The following is a 20,796-nucleotide window of genomic DNA, read 5'->3' as shown; positions in this document are numbered from 1 at the left end:
TCAACCGGACGAAATGCCCTTTCCGGCCAGTTTTGTGGGTCACAGGGACAGTTTTGATGAGGCCTGAATCACATCTGTAGTGGACTGACCAGGTCGGATGTAGGCAAGGCTGGACGGGTCTGCATCGGCAATGCGTCGTTCATGCCGTTTGGGTATCGGTCCATGTTATTTCCGTGTTGGACAGGTATTCGAGGAGCGGCATACCGTACAGGAAACGCGCACGTTCCACCATCTCGCGAGGAGAACAATGGTCACCGTCAGCTCGCAGAGTTCCTCTGTGTCTCAACCGGATTCGCAACAGGGCGGTCGGGTGCTCCGAGTCGGACCGCTCAAGCCGTCGCTGATGGACACCTTGGTTGCCGAGTACGACGCGCTGGAACTGCCCGAGGGGGATGGTCGCGACGAATTCCTCGATGCGCACGGCGAATCGATCACCGCGGTGGTCACCTCCGGCCGCACCGGCGTCGATGCCGCGTTGATGGAGCGATTGCCGCAGCTCGGAGCCGTGGTGAACTTCGGCGTCGGATACGACACCACCGATGTCGACGCCGCAGCAGACCGCGGCATCGCCGTGAGCAACACCCCCGACGTGTTGACCGACTGTGTGGCGGACCTCGCTGTCGGTCTTGTCATCGACACCGTGCGTGGGCTCTCGTCCGCCGAGCGTTTTGTGCGCGCCGGCCGCTGGCCCGCCGAGGGCAACACGCCACTGACGCGCCAGGTCACCGGCAAGCGCGTCGGAATCATCGGACTCGGGCGGATCGGCTCGGCAATTGCCGACCGGCTCAACGGATTTCGATGCGAAATCTCGTACCACAATCGAAACGAGATCGACGGCTCTCCCTACGTCTACGCCGCCAGTCCGACAGCGCTCGCCGAGAACGTCGACGTACTGATCATCGCCGCGTCCGGCGGTTCGGGAACTGCACATCTGGTGGATCGCGCGGTGCTCGAAGCGCTGGGACCGCAGGGATATCTGGTCAACGTGGCCCGCGGAAGCGTCGTCGACGAGGAAGCACTCATCGAGTTGCTCGCCGCCGGGCAGCTGGCCGGAGCCGGTCTGGACGTCTTCGCCCACGAACCGAACGTGCCCGACGCCCTGCTGGCGATGGACAACGTGGTGCTGCTGCCGCACGTGGGAAGCGGGACGGTGGAGACGCGGGCCGCGATGGAAGCACTTACGCTCGAGAACCTCGATCGCTTCCTGGCCGACGGCACCCTCGTCACGCCGGTGACGCAGTGACCGTCGTCGTCGGCTACTCGCCGACCACCGAGGGGAAAGGCGCGCTGCCCTTCGCTTTTCGTGAGGCGCACATGCGTGGAACGGACCTGATCATCGTCGCCGAGGACAACAGCGCAGCCGACGCCGACTTCGCTGCCACCGTCGAATCGGCTCGCGAGGAGGCCTCGGCCGTTGGTGTCACGACGAAAATTCACGACAACGAATCGGGCCGCTCGCACGCCGACAATCTGATCGACCTGTCGTTCGACGAACAGACGCAACTGGTCGTCATCGGCATCAGGCGTCGATCGCCCGTCGGAAAGTTGTTCATGGGCAGCATCTCTCAGCGCGTTCTCCTCGAGGCGCACTGCCCGGTGACGGCCGTCAAGCCGCCGGTGGGGACGCCGCGGTAGTTCGGTTGCGTGTGCGGCGGAGGATGTCGTCGAGGACATTGCAGCACGCCGCCCAGAAACTCGTAGGCACGAAACTTCGGGCGGTTACGCGCTGATCCATCTCTCCAAGAATTTGGCGTAGCGGTTTCTAGAATTCAGTGGTGCTCGAACTGGCATGTCGATTTCGTGTCGGTGGGTCCGGCTACGGTTTCAATACTCGCGGGGGAGAGCATGGCGGGGGTGTCGGGCCGTCTGAGGCCAACCACTCGGCAAGGTCCCCACCCGCATGTCTCGACCGCACCCGAAAGGAACCCGGCCAGTGCCAGCACAAGCCTGGATCACCCTCATCGTCGGTTTGATTGCCGTCGTCGGCGTGGTGGGAACCGTCAGCCAGCGCACTCGGGCGGACAACCGTTCTCAATCCTGGCAACGCATCACCTGGTGCCTCGAGAGGACCGTCAGCGAGAACGACGACGAAGCCGCACTCGGCTGGAAAGTGTTCGGCACCGTTGCCACGACTCCGTTCATCGCGCGCACCGATCGCGACACGCTGCAGGCGATCGCAGATCTCACCGTGAAGCCACAGGACGACCTGGCGGAACCTGCCGAAACCGGCGACAATGAAAACGACACAGAGACGGAGGACCCCCGATGACCACCACCGAGAACCGCCCCGCGGGCCGTGGACGCTCGATGAAAGTCCGGTCCGCAGCCGCCGAAGCATCCATCAAGCTCCGCGAGTACGACAATAAGCCCGTCCCGCAATGGCTCCGTGACGTCGCAGCTGGCAAAGACACCAAGCCGCCCAAAGATTGAGCAACCCACGAACCTGACAAGGCCCGTTCCCAACCAGGTGCGGGCCTTCGTTGGCTTTCGAGGCGCGCCGTATTCACACGAGCACTCGACCGAGACCGGCTTCGGGCACTGTCAAACCATGGCTCGATCAGCAGGAAATAATCACGACCACTCCCGCGCCGGCAGCACATCGGTCATGAAGCGGTGCAGTGCCGGGTTGTCGTTGTCCACTCGCCAGGCCGCGTCGAGTTCGACGGGACGTTCCTTCACGGTCCGAACCGGCCGGAACACAACACCTTCCGGCCGCATGGTCGACGCCGACTCCGGTACCAATGCCAATCCGATGCCGGAACGAACGAGCACCAGCATCGTGTGCACCTGCGTCACGTACTGCACGTAGCGCGGGGACACCCCGACGATGGTGAAGGTGCTGATCAGCAGCTCGTGGAAGTACCGCGCGTCGACGGGTGAGTACATGATGATCGGCTGCTCGTCGAAGTCCTCCACCGACAGTTCGTCTTTCTCGGCCAGCGGGTGTTCCTCGGGCATCGCCGCGATCAACGACTCGTGCAGCACCGGCCGAGACGCGATGCCCGGTCGTTTGAGTGGTGGCCTGGCCAACCCGAGATCGAGATCGCCGACGGCCAACGATTCCATCTGTACCGCCGAGACCATCTCGCGCAGAACGAGTTTCACGTCGGGCAACTTCTCGCGTGCGGCGTCGAGCAACTGCGGCAGCACCGCATGCGCCGATGCGCCGGTGAATCCGACGACCACAGTCCCCAGGTCTCCGGTGGGGACGCGTCGCACCGTCAGCAGTGCTCCTTCGGCGAGGTCGAGGATGCGTCGCGCCTCGGGTAGGAAGGCCAGGCCTGCTGCCGTCAGGGTCACCGACCGGCTCGTGCGGTCGATCAGCTGCACGCCGACTTCGCTCTCGAGCTGTTGGATCTGCCTGCTCAGCGGTGGCTGAGTCATGTGCAGCCGTTCGGCAGCACGGCCGAAGTGCAATTCCTCGGCGACGGCGATGAAGCAAGAGAGCCTGTTGAGCGAGAACATCGATTCATTCCTTGCATCGCGGAGTGAGTTCTGTTGTGCCTCTGGATATGAATCTAGCTCACCAGCCGCGCCCTGACGATTGACAACCTTCTCTCCGGTAAGAGTAGAGTCGCCCGCGCAGGACGTGCCCTGCACTCATCGAATGGAGCCGTCGTGTCTCGAGATGCCCAGGTGCCTGTCACCGCCGTCGAAGACGTCTCGGTGCTGGGTGCGTTGCGCTCGCCGAAGCGGCTGAAGACCGAAGTGCTCGCAGGCCTGGTCGTGGCGCTGGCGTTGATTCCGGAGGCCATTTCGTTCTCGATCATCGCCGGCGTGGATCCGCGCGTGGGGCTGTTCGCATCGTTCACAATGGCTGTCACCATCTCCATCGTCGGCGGCCGGCCGGCGATGATCTCCGCGGCCACCGGAGCGATTGCGCTGGTCGTCGCCCCCTTGGCACGCGAGTACGGCCTCGACTATCTGATCGCAGCGGTGATTCTCGGCGGAGTGATGCAGGTCGTGCTCAGCGTTCTCGGCGTCGCCAAGTTGATGCGATTCATTCCGCGCAGCGTCATGGTCGGATTCGTCAACGCGCTGGCGATCTTGATCTTCAGCTCACAGGTTCCATATCTGATCGGGGTGCCGTGGTTGGTCTACCCGATGGTCGCCGTGGGCCTGCTCATCATGTTCTTCCTGCCCAAGCTGACGACCATCGTGCCGGCACCGCTGATCGCGATCGTGATACTCACCGGCGTCACACTCGTCTTCGCGTTGGCAGTTCCGGATGTGGGCGACGAGGGTGAACTGCCGTCCTCGCTGCCGTCGTTCCTGATTCCGGACGTGCCGTTCACGTTCGACACACTGTCGATCATCGCGCCGTTCGCGCTGGCGATCGCGCTCGTCGGCCTGCTGGAGTCTCTGATGACGGCCAAGCTCGTCGACGACATCACCGACTCGCACTCCAACAAGACCCGTGAGGGCTGGGGTCAGGGTGTGGCGAATCTGGTCACGGGATTCACCGGCGGCATGGGCGGTTGCGCGATGATCGGCCAGACCATGATCAACGTCAAGGTCTCCGGAGCCCGCACTCGAATCTCGACGTTCCTCGCCGGCGTCTTCCTGCTCATCCTGGTCGTCGGTCTCGGCGACATCGTCGCGCTGATTCCGATGGCCGCGCTCGTCGCAGTGATGATCATGGTCTCGATCGGCACCTTCGACTGGCACAGCATCGACCCGAAGACGTTGCGCCGCATGCCCAAGAGCGAGACCCTCGTCATGGTCGCCACGGTTGCGGTCACCGTCGTCACCCACAACCTCGCGTACGGCGTGCTCGTCGGTGTCATCACTGCAATGGTGCTGTTCGCCCGACGGGTCGCCCATCTGACCGAGGTGGTCGACGTGGCCCATCCCGACGAGGACACCCGGGTGTACGCGGTGAAGGGCGAGTTGTTCTTCGCGTCGAGCAACGATCTGATCTATCAGTTCGACTACGTCGGAGATCCGAAGAACATCGTCATCGACATGTCCGAGTCGCACATCTGGGACGCATCGACCGTGGCGACCCTCGACGCCATCACGACCAAATACGCCGCCAAGGGCAAGACGGTGAAGATCGTGGGGCTGAACGCGCCGTCCACCGAGCGGCACGACCGCCTCAGTGGAAACCTCGGTGCCGAGCACTGACTAGGGTGGGCTGTCGAGGAGAGGCGGCACATGGCAGACGACGGCATGCACATGCAGATCGGACAGGTAGCTCAACGAACCGAGCTGTCCATCCGCACGGTTCGTCATTACGACGACGTCGGCCTCGTCACGCCCTCTGCTCGGACCGTCGGCGGCTTCCGGCTCTACACCGAGTCCGACGTCGAACGACTGCTCGTCATTCGTCGGATGAAGCCCCTCGACTTCACGTTGGCCGAAATGAAACAGCTACTCGAATCCCTCGACGTTCTGGGCGACGAGAACGCGACGGACGACGCCAAGTCGTCGGCCGCGGCCTTCGTTCGTGAGTGTCACACCAAGGCCGAGGAAAGCTGCCGCACGTTGCGGCGGCAGCTCGCCTACGCCGAGGAACTGACCGATGTGCTGTCCACCCGTGGTGCGGCAGCCCAGATCTGACCGGACCGGCTCTAGCCGTCCACGACCACCGGGACGATGAGGGGCTGACGGCCCAGGGTCTGCTTGGCCCACCGTGCCGATTCCTGCACGATGCGCTTCTCGATGTTCTCGCGAGACGCAACCTTGACGTCGCTCTCGCGCGTGAGGGTCTTGCCGATCGCCTTGGCCAGCGAGTCGAATGCGTTGGCCTCGTGGGCGAATCCGCGTCCGATGAAGTCGACGTCGTCGACCAGCAGGCCGGTGTCTGGATCCACGATCGCGATGACGGTCAGCACGCCCTCGTTCGCGAGCAAGCGACGCTCGGCCAGCGAATCCTCGGTCACACCACCGACGGCACTGCCATCGACATAGATCAGTTCGATGGGGACGGAGCCGGTGATCTGCGCGACGCCGTCGAACAGGTCGATGACGCTTCCGTTCTCGGCGATCAACACTCGATCGCGGGGAACGCCGGTCCTGATCGCGAGATCGGCGTTGGCGCGCAGATGTCGCGACTCACCGTGTACGGGAAGCACATTGGCGGGTTCGAGGATGTTGTAGCAGTAGACCAACTCGCCTGCGCTGGCGTGACCGGAGACGTGCACCTTCGCATTTCCCTTGTGCACCACACGTGCACCCTTGTCGACGAGACCGTTGATGACGCGGTAGATCGCGTTCTCGTTTCCGGGAATGAGACTGCTGGCCATCAGCACGGTGTCGCCGTCGCCCACCTTGATTTGATGCTCACCCGACGCCATCCGCGACAGCGCGGCGAGGGGCTCGCCCTGCGATCCGGTGCAGATCAAGGTGATCTTGTTGGCCGGAAGTCGGTTGAGCTTCGGTAGATCGACGACGAGCCCGTCGGGCACATCGAGGTAATTCAGATCGGTCGCAATCTTCATGTTGCGCACCATCGATCGGCCCACGAACGCAACCTTGCGGCCCTGCGCATGCGCAGCGTCGAGTACCTGTTGAATGCGGTGCACGTGACTGGCGAAGCTCGAGACGATCACGCGCCCCGTCGTTTCACGGAACACCTTCTCGATGGCCGGGACCAGATCACGTTCGGACACCATGAACCCGGGAACTTCGGCGTTGGTCGAGTCGACGAGGAGGAGATCGAGCCCTTCCTCGCCGAGGCGTGCGAAGCTACGGAGATCGGTGATCCGGCCGTCCAGCGGGAACTGGTCCATCTTGAAGTCGCCGGTGTGCAGCACAAGCCCGGCGTCGGTGCGAATGGCGATGGCGAGACCGTCGGGGATCGAGTGGTTGACGGCGATGAACTCGAGCTCGAACGGGCCTTCCTGACGGGTTTGCCCCGCTTCGACCTCGATCAGCTTTGTCGAGACCTTGAACTCCTCGAACTTGGCAGCCAGGAAGTGCAGAGTCAGCCGTGACGAGATGACGGGGATGTCGCCACGCTCGCGCAGCAGGTAGGGGACGCCGCCGATGTGGTCCTCGTGTCCGTGGGTGAGGACGATCGCGACGACGTCGTCGAGACGATCCCGGATGCAACTCCAGTCGGGGAGGATGACGTCGACGCCGGGCTGGTGCTCTTCGGGGAACAGGACGCCGCAGTCGACGATGAGCAGTTTTCCGTCGTACTCGAACACGGTCATGTTTCGACCGATCTCGCCGAGACCGCCGGTCGCGATCACGCGAAGGTGCCCTGCCTGAAGCGCGGAGGAGGATCGCTTTCTCGGTGCGGCGGGGGATCTGCGGTTCCGTGGTGATCTCGACATGCCTCTTACGCTACGGGGGGTTCTTCACCTGGTCTCGACCCCGGTCCGAAGACCGTCGATTTGCATCAACTCTACTCTTGCGTAAGAGTATGGATCAGTTTCCTGACTGTTTCTCCCCACCCGATGTGTGCGGGACGCGTGAGATGCCCATCGGGCTCCACGAACAAAGCCTTCGGGCGCAGCGATGCGCCCACCCCTGGATGAGAGCGGCCGTTCCTCGGCCTGTCCTGTCCATCGATCACGAATGGAGAGATATGAGCGACTCCGCCGACCGGATTCCGACCGTCATGGGTGCCCTGCGGTCCCCCCGAATGCTGAAGACCGAGGTGCTGGCCGGCCTGGTTGTCGCATTGGCGCTGATTCCCGAGGCCATAGCCTTCTCGGTCATTGCGGGTGTCGATCCGCGAGTGGGCCTGTTCGCGTCCTTCACGATGGCCGTGTCCATCGCGTTCCTGGGCGGTCGCCCCGCGATGATCTCTGCGGCCACCGGGGCGATTGCCCTGGTCATCGCTCCGGTCGCCAAGCAGTACGGCCTCGACTACTTCATCGCCACCGTCATCCTCGCCGGTGTGCTCCAGGTGGTTCTCGGAGTCCTCGGCGTTGCCAAGCTGATGCGCTTCATTCCTCGCAGCGTGATGGTGGGATTCGTCAACGCGCTGGCAATTCTGATCTTCACCTCGCAGTTCCCGTCCCTCATCGGTGTTCCGTGGCTGGTGTACCCGCTGGTGGCCGTCGGTCTGCTGATCATGTTCTTGCTTCCTCGGATCACCTCCGTCGTTCCCGCACCGCTCGTGGCAATCGTGCTGTTGACGGTTGCCACGGTGGTGTTCGCGCTGAACGTCCCCAACGTCGGTGGCGAGGGCGAATTGCCGTCGAGCTTGCCTGCCCTGCTCTTCCCCGACGTGCCGTTGAACCTGGAAACCGTGAGCATCATCGCTCCGTACGCGTGTGCCATGGCCATCGTCGGGCTGCTCGAGTCGCTGCTCACCGCCAAGCTCGTCGACGACGTCACCGATTCGCACTCGAACAAGACCCGCGAGAGCTGGGGCCAGGGCGCAGCCAACGTCATCACCGGCTTCTTCGGTGGCATGGGTGGTTGCGCGATGGTCGGCCAGACGATGATCAACGTCAAGGCCTCGGGTGCCCGGACGCGCATCTCGACGTTCCTGGCGGGTGTGTTCCTGCTGATTCTCGTGGTCGGTCTCGGCGACATCGTGGCGCTGATCCCGATGGCCGCACTCGCCGCCGTCATGATCATGGTTGCGATCGGCACGATGGACTGGCACAGCATTCATCCGAAGACGTTGCGGCGCATGCCCAAGAGCGAAACAGCAGTCATGCTGGCAACCGTGGTCGTCACCGTCGCCACCCACAACCTGGCGTACGGCGTGGTCGTCGGCGTCCTCACCGCGATGGTGCTGTTCGCCCGACGCGTGGCGCACCTGACCGAGGTCGTCGACGTGGCCCATCCGGACCAGGACACCCGCGTCTACGCGGTGAATGGCGAGTTGTTCTTCGCGTCGAGCAACGATCTGATCTACCAGTTCGACTACGTGGGAGATCCGAAGAACGTCGTCATCGACCTCAGTGGGGCCCATGTCTGGGATGCATCCACGGTCGCGACCCTCGACGCCATCACCTCGAAGTACGAGGCGAAGGGCAAGCATGCCCAGATCATCGGCCTGAACGCCGCATCTGCCGAACGGCACGTCCGATTGAGTGGACAGCTGTCGGGCGGGCACTGAGCCGAACGTCGTGCGTCTTCCTCAGCTGGAACTGGCGACGAATGTGGTGCACGGACACCGTCACCTCGTCGGCCGTTCCACGAATTCGGAAACGCAGATGCGCGCTTGCTCGGCTGTCGTGTGTCCGGCCATCACCAGCGATCCGAGCCCGTGCATGAAAGCCATGCATTGCCTGGCAAAGCCAGCGGCTTGCACTTCTGACAGCTGCGGATACCGAGTCCGATAGAGACAGACGAGATACTCATGAATCGCGGACAGGTGAGCGCGGTACGCATCGGCTACGGGCGATTCGGTTGTGATGGAGAGTAATTCGAGTGAGACACCGACACGATGGAGCGAGCGGCTCTCGTCGTCGGTGGGCAACGCTTCGAGGAGGAAGGTCTCGATCGAAGAGTGCTCGCCTGCTGATGAAGCGTGCTGCCACCGCTCCACGCTGCGGAGGGACAGGCGTCGAAGCGCGGAGTGCAGCAGCTCGTCCTTGCTGTTTCCGTAGTACTGCACCAGCCGAAGTGACACACCCGCTTCGGTAGCGACGGCGCGCATGGTGACCGCCTCGAGGCCGCCGTGAGACAGGAGGCGTTCGACCGCGTCGAGAATCTGCGTGGTCCGTTGTTCGTTGGTCACTCCATTCGCTCCCTCCGCTTGATACATTCGTATCAGTTATACGCATGTATCAAAGGGGAAAGATGGCCACACGTCGCGCGCTGTGGGTGGCGTCAGTAGCGCAACTCGTCGTCGTACTGGATGTGTCGGTTCTCAACGTCGCACTCCCGTCCATGCAGCATGACCTGGGCCTGGGGACCGCCATGACGTCGTGGGTCGCCACGGGGTACAGCGTCGCGTTCGCGGGTGCACTCCTGGCGGCCGCGCGATTGGCGGACGGTCTGGGCGCTGCGCGCGTTGTGTTGTGGAGCACGGTGGCATTCACGGGCGCAAGCATCCTGGGCGGTCTGGCCGTGACCGGGTGGATGTTGATCGGGGCACGCATCGGCCAGGGTCTCGCGGCCGCCGCGTTGTCTCCGGCAACGTTCACGCTACTGACCGTGACCTATCGAGAGGGGCCGGATCGGACGCGCGCGATCGCGCTGTGGACCGCAGTGAGTGTGGCAGGCGGCGGGATCGGCAACATCGTCAGCGGGGCACTGACCGAATTCGTCTCCTGGCGTTCGGTTCTGTTGATCAACGTTCCGATCGGTGTGCTCGTAGTGGTCGCTGCCCGAGCCCTGATCTCCGGGCGGCCGACTCCCGTGGCGGAGGTGAGGTGGTCGTCGGTCGCCGCGTCGGTCCTGGCGTTCGGGTCGGCCGTGTACGCGTTGTCGCTGTTCGCCGAGCGCGGTCGCATTTCCGGACCGGTGCTCGTGGCGTCGGCGCTGAGTGTGGCGCTTGCCTTGGCCTGGGTGCGGCGAGACAGGGCAAGCGCCGTGCCACTGATCCCGCCGAGCTTGTGGCGTCGACCCGAAATCGCCTTCGGAACGGCAGCGACGGCATTCACCGCTGTCTGCTTCCAAGTGAGCATCTGGTACTTCCTGACGTTCCGCTTCCAACAGAACTGGGGGTACTCACCGCTCCAGACCGGCCTCGCGTTCCTTCCTCTCACAGTGACGCTGATGGTGGTGAACCTCGCCGTGGTGCCTCGACTGCTCGACCGAATCAGTGCCCGCGTTCTGATCAGCGTTGGCGCGCTGATCGCCGCCTCGGGTGTGTGGTGGATCGGGTGGTCGTCGACGGAGCAATTCTGGATCGCAGTTCTCGGACCCTCGCTTGTCGTCGGAATCGGCGGAGGCCTGTTGAACACTCCGCTCGCCACCATTGTGACCTCAGGCGTAGCGCAGGAGGAGGCTGGTGCGGCGTCCGGGTTGATGAACACGGCCAAGCAATTCGGTGGGGCCGTCGGCCTGTCGGCTGCGACCGCAGCCACCACGGTGTCGGGTAACGAGCGTGCTCCGTACCTGGTGATGGTTCTTGCCCTGGTGGTAGCCGCCGCACTCGCAATGCGCCTCGAGGATTCCAGGGCGAAGGGCAGTGGATCGAGCGCTGTTGATTGACCGGCATTCGCGCTCCGAAACCATTGCGGAATCACGCGTCATCACTTTAAAGTGATGACGCGCGTCATCGGATTGCGCCTCGTGTGGGAGGGGTTCGTCAGCATGCATATTCACACCGTGGTGATCATCGGCAGCGGCTTCGGTGGCCAGTGCGCAGCGAAGGCATTGCTCGATCGAGGCATCGACGACCTCGTCGTTCTGGAGAGACGATCCTTCATGGGTGGCACGTGGAAGCAGAATCGCTACCCGGGCGCAGCCGTCGACGTGCAGAGTCCGCTGTACTCGATCGCGTCGGAACCGTTCGAGTGGACGCGCATGTTCGCCGAACGCGAGGAGCTCGAGCGGTACACCGACCATGTGCTCGAATCCAACGGTCTGCCGGCGCGGACGCATGTCGACACCGACGTCCAGAAGATCGAATGGGCCGGAGACCACTGGACCATCACCACCTCGCGGGGCGACTACGCGGCGAAGTTCGTCGTCAACGCGTCGGGACCACTCAGTACGCCCGTCGTACCGCCGTTTCCCGGCCGAGAGAAGTTCCAGGGCACCCAGTTCCACACCAACGACTGGCACACCGACTACGACCACGCAGGCAAGCGAGTGGCGATCGTCGGCAGCGGTGCCAGTGCCGCGCAAGTGATTCCCGCGATCCAACCCGACGTGGCGCAGCTGCACGTCTTCCAGCGCACCCCGCACTGGGTGATGCCACGTCACGACCGCGAATTCACGCCGCTGCAGCGCAGGCTGCTGAAGTTGGAACCGATCCGCAGGCTGGTCCGCGCCGGGATCTACTGGAGTCTCGAAACTCGTATCCTCGGCTTCAAGTACTCACGGACGATGTTGAAGGCCGTCGCCCAGCGAACTGCGGTGAAGCACATCGAGTCTCAGGTTCCGGATCCCGAGCTTCGAGCGAAGGTCACCCCGGACTACGTCATCGGGTGCAAGCGGGTTCTGCTGTCCAACACGCTCTATCCCGCGCTGGGGCAGGCGAACGTCACCCTGCACGACAAGAACGACGGCATCGCGGAGATCACCGAAACCGGCATCGTCACCACCACCGGCGAACACGTCGACGTCGATCTGCTGGTGTGGTCCACCGGATACGACGCCACCGACGGCGTCATCTCGTACCCGGTGATCGGACGCGACGGCCGAGCGCTGTCCGAGGTCTGGGATCCGTACCCGCGCGCCTACCTCGGCACCACGATTCCCGGCTTTCCCAACCTGTTCGTCGTCACCGGACCGAACACCGGAATCGGTCACACCTCCGCGATCTTCCTCATCGAGGCGCAGATGGAGTACATCGTGCGGGCCATCGACGTTGTCCGACAGGTGGGTGCGACCGCCATCGAGGTCACCGCAGCCGCCGAGCAGGAGTACACCGACACCATTCACCGCGAGATGGAAGGCACCGTCTGGAAGGACGGCGGCTGCCACAGCTGGTACCAATCGAAATCGGGACACGTGGTTGCCATGTTCCCGGGATTCAGCTTCACGTTCCGCCGTTGGGCCAAGCGTTTTCGGCCGGAAGCCCATCACATCCACCGGTCGTCCACCGAGGTGATGACCAAGGACGAGGTCTCGGCATGAGCAAGCACACCGGACAGGTAGCGCTGATCACCGGCGCGGCAGGCGGAATCGGTTCCGCCGTGGCGATCGCACTGCATCGACGCGGCGCCTCGATCGTTCTCGTCGACATGGCGTCGACCGACCTCGAGGCCGTGGCGGCGAAGCTGGGCAACCAACGCGTGGCGATCGCGTATGCCGACGTCACCGTGCGGGAGCAGCTCGATGCGGCCGTCGCGACCGCGATAGACACCTTCGGCAAGCTCGACGTCGTGATGGCCAACGCCGGAATCTCAAGCGGTGCACAGGCATCGACCGTTCGGTCGATCGAGGACGGAGTATTCGAGCGGGTCATCGGCGTCAACCTGATCGGCGTCTGGAACACGGTGCGTGCCGCCCTTCCGCACATCGTCGAATCCGGGGGCTACGTGCTGCTCACCTCGTCGACGTACGCGTACCTCAACGGCCTGGCGAATGCGCCGTACGCGGCATCGAAGGCGGCGGTCGAACAGCTCGGTCGTGCTCTGCGTGCGGAACTCGCGGGCACGAAAGCGACTGCCGGAGTGCTGTATCCGGGGTGGGTGGCAACTCCGATCGTCGAGGTCGCGTTCGGCGGCGACGACGTCGCGACGGCCATGATCGACCGCGCCTTCCCCACGCCGCTGCTCCGCCCGATCACACCGGACAAGCTCGCGCGCGTGGCCGTTCGAGGGATCGGACGGCGGGCTGCGCGCATCGCCGTGCCCGGTCGCTGGATCCCGATCTCGCTGTTGCGTGGCATCGTCAACCCGGTCATGGACGCCATGATGGAGCGGGACGCCGAATTGATCCGTCTCACTGCCGAACTGGATGCCCGACGGTCATGAGCGCAGCGCCCGAAGCTGCCGGCCGCGCCTACGGCGGTGAGAGCGCGGCCGACCGCGACGACCGCAGGCGGCGGCAGCTTCTGGACGCCGGCCTGCGGGTGTTCGGCAGCACCGGGTACCGCGCCGCGACCGTCCGCGGACTGTGCCGCGAGGCCAAGATCGCCGACCGGCACTTCTATCAGTATTTCGACAAGACCGAGGATCTCCTGCTCGCTGTCTACGCGGAATGCATTGCACACCTGACCGACTCGGTGTCCGGGGCCATCACGGAGGTGGAGACGGGCAGCGAGATCAGGGCTGTCGCCGAGCAGTTGCTCGAGCCGTTCTTTCGCGTCGTCGAGGACCCGCACCTCGCTCGCGTGGTGTGGATGGAGGTGCTCGGAGTCAGCCCTCGCGTGGAGCAGACGTACCTGACAGTGATGCAGCAGTTCGGGACGCTGTTGCTCGGCTACCTCCGCACGTTCGCCGGCGACGTACCGTCGGGCCCCGATTTGGATGTCGACCTGCTCGCCACCGCTGCGATCGGCGGAATCAGCCACACCGCGATGACGTGGTACCAGAGCGGTTATGTCGCGGAGCGGCGCATCGTCGTCGCCACCATCGCGACCATGCTTGCCAATATCGTTGCGCCGCTGACGAACACAGGGTCCGAGGGTCGAGAGAGTTAACGCACCGGCACAGTCCTCTTCAGGAACTCCAGCTGCTCTTCGATGATGATCGGGAACAACGGCTGCACGTAGGGGTCGAAGTGGCCGCCCTTGTGGATGTGCACGGTGGCGTCGGGAATCTTCGCTGCGATCTTCACGGTGACGTACGCCGGCGTGACCACGTCGTCGGACATGATCTGCATCAGAACGGGGCAGGTGATGTTCGACGCGGTCTTGCCCGGCGAGTACAACCCGATGCGCAGGAGTATCCGCGCAGCAACGGTTTCCGGGTAGTCGCCGTCGGTCAATCCGGATTCGGCGAGGAGGAGGTCGCGGCCGGGGACGGCGTCGGGTGAGGTCATCACGGCTCGATCGCCGGGGTTGCCGACCGAGTCGACGTACAGGGGTGACTTCCCGCGCACTGCGCGGATCTGGTCGATCACCGCTGACGGGGCGAGCTTGACGGTGCGCCGAAGTCCGGTCGCCCGCACGGCTGCGATCCCGTCCACGTGCGGGATCTGGGCGATGACGGCGGCGAAGTTCTCTCCTGTGCCGGCCCGGGTGAGCACGTGTCCGCCGGCGAAGGAGGTACCCCAACCGACGATGCGTGCCGAGTCGACACCGTCGAGTGTCCGGGCGTAGGCGACGGCGTTGCGCCAGTCGACGAGTTGCTTGCCGATGTCGAGCAGCTGCCGCGGCTCACCGTCACTGTCACCGAAGTGGCGGTAGTCGAAAACGAGAACCGTGTAGCCGGCGCGGGCGAAGACCTCCGCGTAGGCGAAGAGGCGAATGGCACGTGGGGTGCCGAATCCGTGGGCCATGACCACGGCAGGAGCGTCGACCGTCGTGCCCGTGGGCCGATACACCGCCACAGCGCAGCGGACTCCCTCCGAATCGAACCATTCGTCGGTACGGCTGTATTCGGGCTGGTCGTCGGCGCTCATGTGGTTGTCCTTCTTCGTTCTCTTGATCGTCATTCAAGAAAATAGCACCGTCTTGAATGACGATCAAGATACGATGATGCAATGCCGCGCAACCGTCGACCCGTCGATCGCGCCGAGAAGCGCTCCGAGATCGTGAACGCCGCCCGCTCGCTGTTCGTCGACGACGGCTACGAGCACACCCCGATGGGTCGAATCGCCACCGCTGCCGGAGTGACCACCAATACGATCTACTGGTATTTCGGCGACAAGGACGAGCTGCTCGTCGGGGTACTCGACGACATTCACACCGAGGCCCTCGGTCGATTCGGTGCTCTCGCGACGCAATCGGTGAACGAGCAGGTCCTCTGGGTGGTCGACGAGCTGGAGAAATATCATCGACTGGTCGATACGGTGCACTCGCGAACGTCGGTAGCTGCCTGTATCGACAAGTGGCACAACGATTTCCATGCGTTGTGGGAACAGTGGATCGCCGTCGAGCTACGCAACGCCGGCGTAGATGACGCAGGCATCGAACCGACGACACGAATGATCGTCTTCGTCATCGAGGCCATGCTGACGCACCCGCAGGACGAGGCGTCGAAACGGGCCATGATCGATCTGCTGTTCCGCAAGGTCGGCGTCCGACGTTGACCTACTCGTGGACGGTCGTGCGGTTCCGCCCGAGATTCTTGGACTCGTACAGCGCTCGGTCGGCGCGCGCGAGGGTGGCGCGGGCGGCTTCGCCGTCCTGCCGGCTCGCCACTCCCGCCGAGATCGTCACGTCCTTCGGTAGCTCCGTCCGAACGCGATCGACGGCGTCGCGTAGCTCGGCGGCTGTGCCCGTGATGCACAGCACCGTGAATTCATCGCCGCCCGAGCGGCTCAGCAGGTACTGCCGCGGCAGGCAGGTGCGTAGTGCGGACGACACGATCTCGAGCGCGCGATCACCGGCCGCATGACCGTGGTCGTCGTTGATCACCTTGAAGCGATCGATGTCCACCACTGCGATGGCGTCGATCTTTCCGCTCGCCACCGTTCCCGGCCGAGCGTCCAACTCACGGGTCAGGCGCCGTCGATTCGGAAGCTGGGTGAGGTGGTCGATCTCGGAGGTCGAGGCCACGCTCTGGACCCAGGCCGCGGAGATCGCGATGGCGACGAGCACCAGTTGGGCGTTGATCACCAGGACGGAATGGATACCGCCGACGACGGCACCCAGGTACGCGACGTACACGGCGTTGAGAACCGTCGTCCGCCAGGCGATGCGGTTGGGCAGCACGATGAACGCAGGCGTCACCAGAAGTAGCTGGAGGAAGATGCCGGACATGGCCGCGATCGCCCCGCCCGCCGCGCTGCAGAACAGGGCGATGCTCGTCAGACCGGACAGGTGCATCGCCAGGTAGAGGCGTCGAGACAGCACCGGTGCCGCCGCGATCATGTAGATGCCCAGTGCGCACCATGCCACCGCCAGGACGAGCAACACGGTCGCCGCCCGAGGCGAAGCCCCGACGACGGTGACGACACCCACCAGTCCACTGACGAGGCAGTTGACCCCGGACGTTCGCGCGACCGGCGCGGGGGAATATTGCCAACCGGTGTTCACACGACAGACCTCTCGCACGGATCCCCACGACCCGGAGCGAGCTTAGTCCTACCAGCGCGGGCAGGTGTTTTCGAAGCTCGAATCGATGCTCTGCATGTATCCGGTGTCGTCACGGTCGCGGATACCGCAGTCGAGGTACTGCTGATGCAGCGCCGCGAGCGCGTCCTCGTCGATCTCGACGCCGAGGCCGGGCCCGGTGGGAACTGCCACCGCGCCGTCGACGAAGTTCAACACCCCGGGTACGACGACGTCCTCGCTCTTCCACGGCCAGTGCGTGTCGCAGGCGTAGGTCAGGTTGGGCGTCGCCGCGGCGAGGTGAACCATGGCGGCCAGGCTGATTCCGAGGTGGCTGTTCGAGTGCATCGACAGACCCAGCTCGAAGGTGTCGCAGATGCCGGCGAGCAACCTCGATCGTTGTAGCCCGCCCCAGTAGTGGTGGTCGGACAACACCACCTGCACCGAGTCCTTCACCACCGCGGGCTTCAGATGATCGAAGGCGACGACGCACATGTTGGTCGCGAGAGGCATCTTCGCCTCGCGCGCGACCTCGGCCATCCCGTCGAGTCCCGGTGTCGGGTCCTCGAGATACTCGACGATGCCGTCGAGCTCGGCGGCGACACGGATGGACGTGTCGACCGTCCACGCCGCGTTGGGGTCCAGCCGGAGCGGTAGCTCCGGGAATGCCTCCCGGAGCGCCTTGATCCCGGCTATCTCCTCGTCGGGTGGAAAGACGCCGCCCTTGACCTTGATGGCCTCGAAGCCGTACTCGTCGATCATCTTTCGGGCCTGGCGTACCAGGCCGGCCGGGTCGACGGCCTCGCCCCACTCGTCCGGTCGGCCACCGGGATGTGCTGCCCATTTGTAGAACAGATACGCGCTGAACGGAACGGAGTCCCGAACCTTGCCCCCGAGCAGGTCCGACACCGGCCGCCCCAACACCTTGCCCTGCACGTCCAGGCACGCGATCTCGAACGGCGAGAAGACGCGGTCGGTGGTACTGGCCGTGGTGATCATTCCCGCGACGCCGTCTCCGCCGGTGATGGACAGCGTCCCGAGTACCGTATCGACGGCATCTCGAATCTCGTTGAGTGCGAACACGTCCAGGCCGGTGATGGCCTGAGCCGCCGCGTCGAGACGAGCCAGATGCGCAGTGTCGGCGTAGGTCTCACCGAGTCCGACTACGCCGGCATCGGTGTCCAGCTGAATGATCGCGCGTAGTGCGTACGGCTGATGCACCCCGACTGTGTTGAGCAACGGAGGGTCCACGAAGGCGATCGGAGTGATCCGAGCGCCGGTGATCAGAACCGGATCCTGCATCAGCGCACCGCGAGCTCGTACGCCAGCACGGCCCGGCCGGCGGCGACGATCGCGGTCAGTTCCTCGAGGTGCGGCGCACTGATGTCCACCAGCGGCGGGCGCACCGGTCCGGCCTCGATACCCTCCATCGTCACGCCTGCCTTGATGAGAGCGACGGCGTACCCGGGAACCTTGTCGCGTAGACGCACCAGTGGGTGGAAGAACTCGCGAAGCAGTGCAGCAGTGAGCTTCTCGTTGCCGCTGTCCAGAGACCGGTAGAACGCCAGCGCCAGCTCGGGAGCGAATGCGAACGTGGCCGAGGAGTACAGAGTGACACCGATGGCCCGGTACGCCTGTTGTGAGACCTCTGCGGTGGGCAGGCCGTTGAAGAACTGGAAGGGCTTGCCCGACGGCTCGAGTGCATCCAGGACTGCGCGGACGATCCGGCCGACCTGATCGAGATCGCCTGTGCCGTCCTTGAACCCGACGACGGTGGGCAGCTGAGCTACCTCGACGGCCGAGTCCTCGGTGAAACGGGCATTGCCGCGGTTGTAGACGATCAACGGCAGATCGGACGCGGCGGCCACGGCCTTGGTGTAGTTGACCAGACCGGCCTGCGGCATCGTCACCAGGTACGGAGGTAGCAGCAGGATGCCGTCGGCTCCGTTGGTCTTCGCGCTCGCCGCGAACGCCTTTGCCTGCGCCACGGATCCGCCTGCGCCTGCGTACACCGGCACACGGCCCGCCACGACGTCGACTGCAGTGCGCACGATCTTGCCGAATTCCTCGCCTTCGAGGGCATGGAATTCGCCGGTGCCGCAGGCGATGAACACCCCACCGGGTCCGGCATCGACGCCCTTCGCGATGTGCGCGGCCAGCAGGTCGTAATCGACCTCACCGGCGGCGGTGAACGGGGTGACGGGGAAGAACAGGACTCCGTCGAGCATGGTGGTCTCCTCGAGAACTTGGTGGGGTGAGTCAGTCTTGGGTGAGCTGGCCGTCGATGCGGCGAAAGATTCCCTCTGGGTTGCCGTCGGCAATTGCAGTGGGCAGCAATGTTTTCGGAACGTCCTGGTAAGAAACGGGACGCAGGAAGCGGTCGATGGCGAGAGATCCGACCGAGGTGGTGCGGGAATCGGAGGTGGCAGGGAAGGGACCGCCGTGGACCATTGCGTGGCCCACCTCGACGCCCGTCGGCCATCCGTCGAACAGGATGCGGCCGGCCTTGAGTTCGAGAACCGAGAGCAGTTTGCCTGCCTCGGTGTGATCGGACTCGTCGGCGTGAATCGTGGCGGTGAGCTGACCTTCGAGTAGCGCGGCGACGTCGCGAACCTGCTGCGCGTCGGTGCACCGAACGATGAGGCTCGACGCCCCGAACACCTCGGCCTGTGCGTCCTCGGAGGTCAGGAACGTATCGGCGTCGGTCTCGAACAGCGCTGCGCGGCAGACGTTCGGAGCATCGGAGTCGGATCCTCGCGCGACCACGGTGACTGCATCGGACAGCGTGGCGACGCCGTCCGCGTAGCTGGAGGCGATGTTCGGGGTCAGCATCGTGGTGGGGGCGGATTCCTCTACCGCCGCCGTCGCTGCCTCGGTGAAGGACTGCAGTCCAGGGCTGTCCACGGCAATGACGAGACCGGGGTTGGTGCAGAACTGGCCCGAGCCCATCGTCAGTGATGCGACGAAGGCGCGGCCGAGCTCGGCTCCGCGGGTGGCGAGAGCGCCGTCCATGACGAACACCGGGTTGATGGAACTCATCTCGGCGTACACCGGGATCGGCTCACGACGACCGGCCGCGGCGGCAACGAGAGCAGTTCCACCCGAGCGTGATCCGGTGAAGCCGACTGCCTTGATGCGAGGGTCGGTCACCAGAGCGGTGCCGAGTCCACGGCCGGAGCCGAACAGCAGAGAGAATGTGCCCGAGGGCATTCCGGTGGAAGACACCGCATCGGCGATCGCTCGACCGACCAGTTCGGACGTTCCCGGATGGGCATCGTGGGCCTTGACGACCACCGGGCATCCGGCTGCGAGAGCGGAGGCGGTGTCGCCGCCGGCGACGGAGAAGGCGAGCGGGAAGTTGCTGGCTCCGAACACTGCAACCGGGCCCAACGGAATCTGCCGCTGGCGGATGTCGGCGCGGGGGAGTGGCGTGCGATCGGGCTGGGCCGGATCGATACGGGCACCGTTCCAACTGCCCTCGCGCAGAACGGAAGCGAACAGGCGGAGTTGGCCGGTGGTGCGGCCGACCTCGCCGGTGATGCGGGCCAACGGAAGTCCGGACTCGGCGACGGCGCGCTCGATCAGCGTGTCGCCGAGAGCCGCGATGTTGTCGGCGATGGTCTCGAGGAACTGAGCGCGGGTCTCCGAGGACGTGGCCCGGTAATCGGCGAACGCCTCGGCCGCTGCGGCACAGGCCTTTTCGACGTCGGCATTGTCGCCGTGTCCGTAGGCAGGGTCGAGGTTCGCGCCGGTGCTGGGGTCGATTCCGTGAATCTGCGTACCGCCACCGAAGACCGGGACGCCGGCGATGATCATCCGGCCGGTGAGGTGGGTGGACTGTGTCGTCGACGCTGTCATGGGGTGACTCCTAAGGCTGTGGTGCGGTACGTACGCTGACGCCGAGGCGTGACCTGGCTCATAGCTCACCACGGTAGAAGGCCGATCGATACATGTCCAAGTCTAAAAATGTCGCATTTGATTCAGTCTCGGTATCGATCTCACTGCCAGGACCGATGCGCTCTCGGTGTCGTTACCGATGCCACTACTGCATCGGTCGATGCGCAGATGGTCTTGGACAGGAATCGATCGACAGCCCTACTGTC

The 20,796-nt window shown here is 64.4% G+C and carries 20 protein-coding genes; 12 read left to right on the top strand and 8 right to left on the bottom strand.

Annotated elements, in window-relative coordinates; translation table 11 throughout:
• Nucleotides 1–247: 247 nt before the first annotated feature.
• The 4 genes from CH295_RS07615 to CH295_RS27730 all read left to right on the top strand — a co-directional run bounded on the left by CH295_RS07615 (nt 248) and on the right by CH295_RS27730 (nt 2,430).
• Nucleotides 248–1,243, top strand: coding sequence for a 2-hydroxyacid dehydrogenase (locus CH295_RS07615; protein ID WP_170945793.1), 996 nt, complete (start codon nt 248–250; stop codon nt 1,241–1,243).
• Complete coding sequence (locus CH295_RS07610; RefSeq protein ID WP_094740239.1) at nt 1,240–1,635, top strand: universal stress protein; 396 nt, start codon at nt 1,240–1,242, stop codon at nt 1,633–1,635. The genes CH295_RS07615 and CH295_RS07610 overlap by 4 nt, the downstream gene beginning before the upstream one ends.
• Before the next feature lie 298 nt (nt 1,636–1,933).
• Complete coding sequence (locus CH295_RS07605; protein WP_037196056.1) at nt 1,934–2,269, top strand: hypothetical protein; 336 nt, start codon at nt 1,934–1,936, stop codon at nt 2,267–2,269.
• Nucleotides 2,266–2,430 carry a hypothetical protein gene (locus CH295_RS27730; RefSeq protein ID WP_156399697.1) on the top strand — a complete coding sequence of 55 codons (165 nt, stop codon included), beginning with the start codon at nt 2,266–2,268 and terminating at the stop codon, nt 2,428–2,430. The genes CH295_RS07605 and CH295_RS27730 overlap by 4 nt, the downstream gene beginning before the upstream one ends.
• Nucleotides 2,431–2,571: 141 nt before the next feature.
• Here CH295_RS27730 and CH295_RS07600 read toward each other — a convergent pair whose 3' ends face one another.
• The gene (locus tag CH295_RS07600; RefSeq protein ID WP_094740238.1) at nt 2,572–3,465 is read right to left on the bottom strand and encodes a LysR family transcriptional regulator; all 894 of its coding nucleotides are present in this window, start codon (nt 3,463–3,465) and stop codon (nt 2,572–2,574) included.
• A gap of 153 nt (nt 3,466–3,618) precedes the next feature.
• On the opposite strand from CH295_RS07600, the gene CH295_RS07595 reads away from it, so the two are divergent.
• Nucleotides 3,619–5,127: a SulP family inorganic anion transporter gene (locus tag CH295_RS07595; protein WP_252341950.1), complete on the top strand. Its 1,509-nt coding sequence runs from the start codon at nt 3,619–3,621 to the stop codon at nt 5,125–5,127.
• Nucleotides 5,128–5,157: 30 nt separating this feature from the next.
• Nucleotides 5,158–5,562: a MerR family transcriptional regulator gene (locus CH295_RS07590; RefSeq protein WP_037196051.1), complete on the top strand. Its 405-nt coding sequence runs from the start codon at nt 5,158–5,160 to the stop codon at nt 5,560–5,562.
• 11 nt (nt 5,563–5,573) lie between these two features.
• On the opposite strand, the gene CH295_RS07585 is transcribed toward CH295_RS07590, so the two are convergent.
• A complete protein-coding gene (locus CH295_RS07585) occupies nt 5,574–7,199 on the bottom strand; it encodes a ribonuclease J (RefSeq protein WP_094740236.1) in 1,626 nt (541 codons plus the stop codon).
• Nucleotides 7,200–7,537: 338 nt separating this feature from the next.
• Here CH295_RS07585 and CH295_RS07580 point away from each other — a divergent pair, with 338 nt between their 5' ends.
• The gene (locus CH295_RS07580) at nt 7,538–9,028 is read left to right on the top strand and encodes a SulP family inorganic anion transporter (RefSeq protein WP_094740235.1); all 1,491 of its coding nucleotides are present in this window, start codon (nt 7,538–7,540) and stop codon (nt 9,026–9,028) included.
• A 60-nt stretch (nt 9,029–9,088) separates the two neighbouring features.
• Here the strand turns inward: CH295_RS07580 and CH295_RS07575 are convergent, their stop codons facing one another.
• Nucleotides 9,089–9,652, bottom strand: coding sequence for a TetR/AcrR family transcriptional regulator (locus CH295_RS07575; RefSeq protein WP_170945792.1), 564 nt, complete (start codon nt 9,650–9,652; stop codon nt 9,089–9,091).
• A gap of 62 nt (nt 9,653–9,714) precedes the next feature.
• Here CH295_RS07575 and CH295_RS07570 point away from each other — a divergent pair, with 62 nt between their 5' ends.
• From CH295_RS07570 to CH295_RS07555, 4 genes are read left to right on the top strand one after another with little or no spacing between them, the layout of a single operon-like run.
• A complete protein-coding gene (locus tag CH295_RS07570; RefSeq protein WP_094740233.1) occupies nt 9,715–11,073 on the top strand; it encodes an MFS transporter in 1,359 nt (452 codons plus the stop codon).
• Between the two features lie 54 nt (nt 11,074–11,127).
• Complete coding sequence (locus tag CH295_RS07565; protein ID WP_252341948.1) at nt 11,128–12,666, top strand: flavin-containing monooxygenase; 1,539 nt, start codon at nt 11,128–11,130, stop codon at nt 12,664–12,666.
• Nucleotides 12,663–13,508: an SDR family NAD(P)-dependent oxidoreductase gene (locus CH295_RS07560; protein WP_094740232.1), complete on the top strand. Its 846-nt coding sequence runs from the start codon at nt 12,663–12,665 to the stop codon at nt 13,506–13,508. Before CH295_RS07565 ends, CH295_RS07560 begins: the two co-directional genes overlap by 4 nt.
• Nucleotides 13,505–14,176 (top strand): TetR/AcrR family transcriptional regulator, encoded by a 672-nt coding sequence (locus tag CH295_RS07555; RefSeq protein WP_094635201.1) that lies wholly within the window; start codon nt 13,505–13,507, stop codon nt 14,174–14,176. Before CH295_RS07560 ends, CH295_RS07555 begins: the two co-directional genes overlap by 4 nt.
• Here the strand turns inward: CH295_RS07555 and CH295_RS07550 are convergent.
• On the bottom strand, nt 14,173–15,099 hold the full coding sequence (locus tag CH295_RS07550) for an alpha/beta hydrolase (RefSeq protein ID WP_094740327.1): 927 nt from the start codon (nt 15,097–15,099) through the stop codon (nt 14,173–14,175). The genes CH295_RS07555 and CH295_RS07550 overlap by 4 nt on opposite strands.
• 81 nt (nt 15,100–15,180) lie before the next feature.
• Here CH295_RS07550 and CH295_RS07545 point away from each other — a divergent pair, with 81 nt between their 5' ends.
• Nucleotides 15,181–15,729 (top strand): TetR/AcrR family transcriptional regulator, encoded by a 549-nt coding sequence (locus CH295_RS07545; protein ID WP_094740231.1) that lies wholly within the window; start codon nt 15,181–15,183, stop codon nt 15,727–15,729.
• 1 nt (nt 15,730) lies between these two features.
• On the opposite strand, the gene CH295_RS07540 is transcribed toward CH295_RS07545, so the two are convergent.
• Genes CH295_RS07540 through CH295_RS07525 form a run of 4 tightly spaced genes read right to left on the bottom strand, consistent with a single transcriptional unit; the run spans nt 15,731 to nt 20,551 of the window.
• Nucleotides 15,731–16,678, bottom strand: a complete 948-nt coding sequence (locus CH295_RS07540) for a GGDEF domain-containing protein (RefSeq protein WP_094740230.1) — start codon at nt 16,676–16,678, stop codon at nt 15,731–15,733.
• Nucleotides 16,679–16,726: 48 nt separating this feature from the next.
• The gene (locus CH295_RS07535) at nt 16,727–17,995 is read right to left on the bottom strand and encodes a glucarate dehydratase family protein (RefSeq protein WP_094635203.1); all 1,269 of its coding nucleotides are present in this window, start codon (nt 17,993–17,995) and stop codon (nt 16,727–16,729) included.
• Nucleotides 17,995–18,921 carry a 5-dehydro-4-deoxyglucarate dehydratase gene (locus CH295_RS07530; RefSeq protein ID WP_094740229.1) on the bottom strand — a complete coding sequence of 309 codons (927 nt, stop codon included), beginning with the start codon at nt 18,919–18,921 and terminating at the stop codon, nt 17,995–17,997. The genes CH295_RS07535 and CH295_RS07530 overlap by 1 nt, the downstream gene beginning before the upstream one ends.
• Before the next feature lie 31 nt (nt 18,922–18,952).
• Nucleotides 18,953–20,551, bottom strand: coding sequence for an aldehyde dehydrogenase (NADP(+)) (locus tag CH295_RS07525; RefSeq protein WP_094740228.1), 1,599 nt, complete (start codon nt 20,549–20,551; stop codon nt 18,953–18,955).
• Between the last annotated feature and the right edge of the window lie 245 nt (nt 20,552–20,796).

Origin of the sequence: Rhodococcus sp. 14-2483-1-2 (assembly GCF_002259405.1) — a bacterium.
Taxonomy (GTDB): Bacteria; Actinomycetota; Actinomycetes; order Mycobacteriales; family Mycobacteriaceae; genus Rhodococcoides.
The sequence above is the reverse complement of the archived record's forward strand: the minus strand, read 5'-3'. Positions and strand labels throughout refer to the sequence as shown.

Coding starts and splice junctions, on each gene's coding strand:
- CH295_RS07600 (WP_094740238.1), bottom strand. CDS start 3,465: ATGTTCTCGCTCAACAGGCTCTCTTGCTTCATCGCCGTCGCCGAGGAA.
- CH295_RS07590 (WP_037196051.1), top strand. CDS start 5,158: ATGGCAGACGACGGCATGCACATGCAGATCGGACAGGTAGCTCAACGA.
- CH295_RS07550 (WP_094740327.1), bottom strand. CDS start 15,099: ATGAGCGCCGACGACCAGCCCGAATACAGCCGTACCGACGAATGGTTC.
- CH295_RS27730 (WP_156399697.1), top strand. CDS start 2,266: ATGACCACCACCGAGAACCGCCCCGCGGGCCGTGGACGCTCGATGAAA.
- CH295_RS07570 (WP_094740233.1), top strand. CDS start 9,715: ATGGCCACACGTCGCGCGCTGTGGGTGGCGTCAGTAGCGCAACTCGTC.
- CH295_RS07525 (WP_094740228.1), bottom strand. CDS start 20,551: ATGACAGCGTCGACGACACAGTCCACCCACCTCACCGGCCGGATGATC.
- CH295_RS07560 (WP_094740232.1), top strand. CDS start 12,663: ATGAGCAAGCACACCGGACAGGTAGCGCTGATCACCGGCGCGGCAGGC.
- CH295_RS07615 (WP_170945793.1), top strand. CDS start 248: ATGGTCACCGTCAGCTCGCAGAGTTCCTCTGTGTCTCAACCGGATTCG.
- CH295_RS07580 (WP_094740235.1), top strand. CDS start 7,538: ATGAGCGACTCCGCCGACCGGATTCCGACCGTCATGGGTGCCCTGCGG.
- CH295_RS07530 (WP_094740229.1), bottom strand. CDS start 18,921: ATGCTCGACGGAGTCCTGTTCTTCCCCGTCACCCCGTTCACCGCCGCC.
- CH295_RS07535 (WP_094635203.1), bottom strand. CDS start 17,995: ATGCAGGATCCGGTTCTGATCACCGGCGCTCGGATCACTCCGATCGCC.
- CH295_RS07565 (WP_252341948.1), top strand. CDS start 11,128: ATGACGCGCGTCATCGGATTGCGCCTCGTGTGGGAGGGGTTCGTCAGC.
- CH295_RS07555 (WP_094635201.1), top strand. CDS start 13,505: ATGAGCGCAGCGCCCGAAGCTGCCGGCCGCGCCTACGGCGGTGAGAGC.
- CH295_RS07545 (WP_094740231.1), top strand. CDS start 15,181: ATGCCGCGCAACCGTCGACCCGTCGATCGCGCCGAGAAGCGCTCCGAG.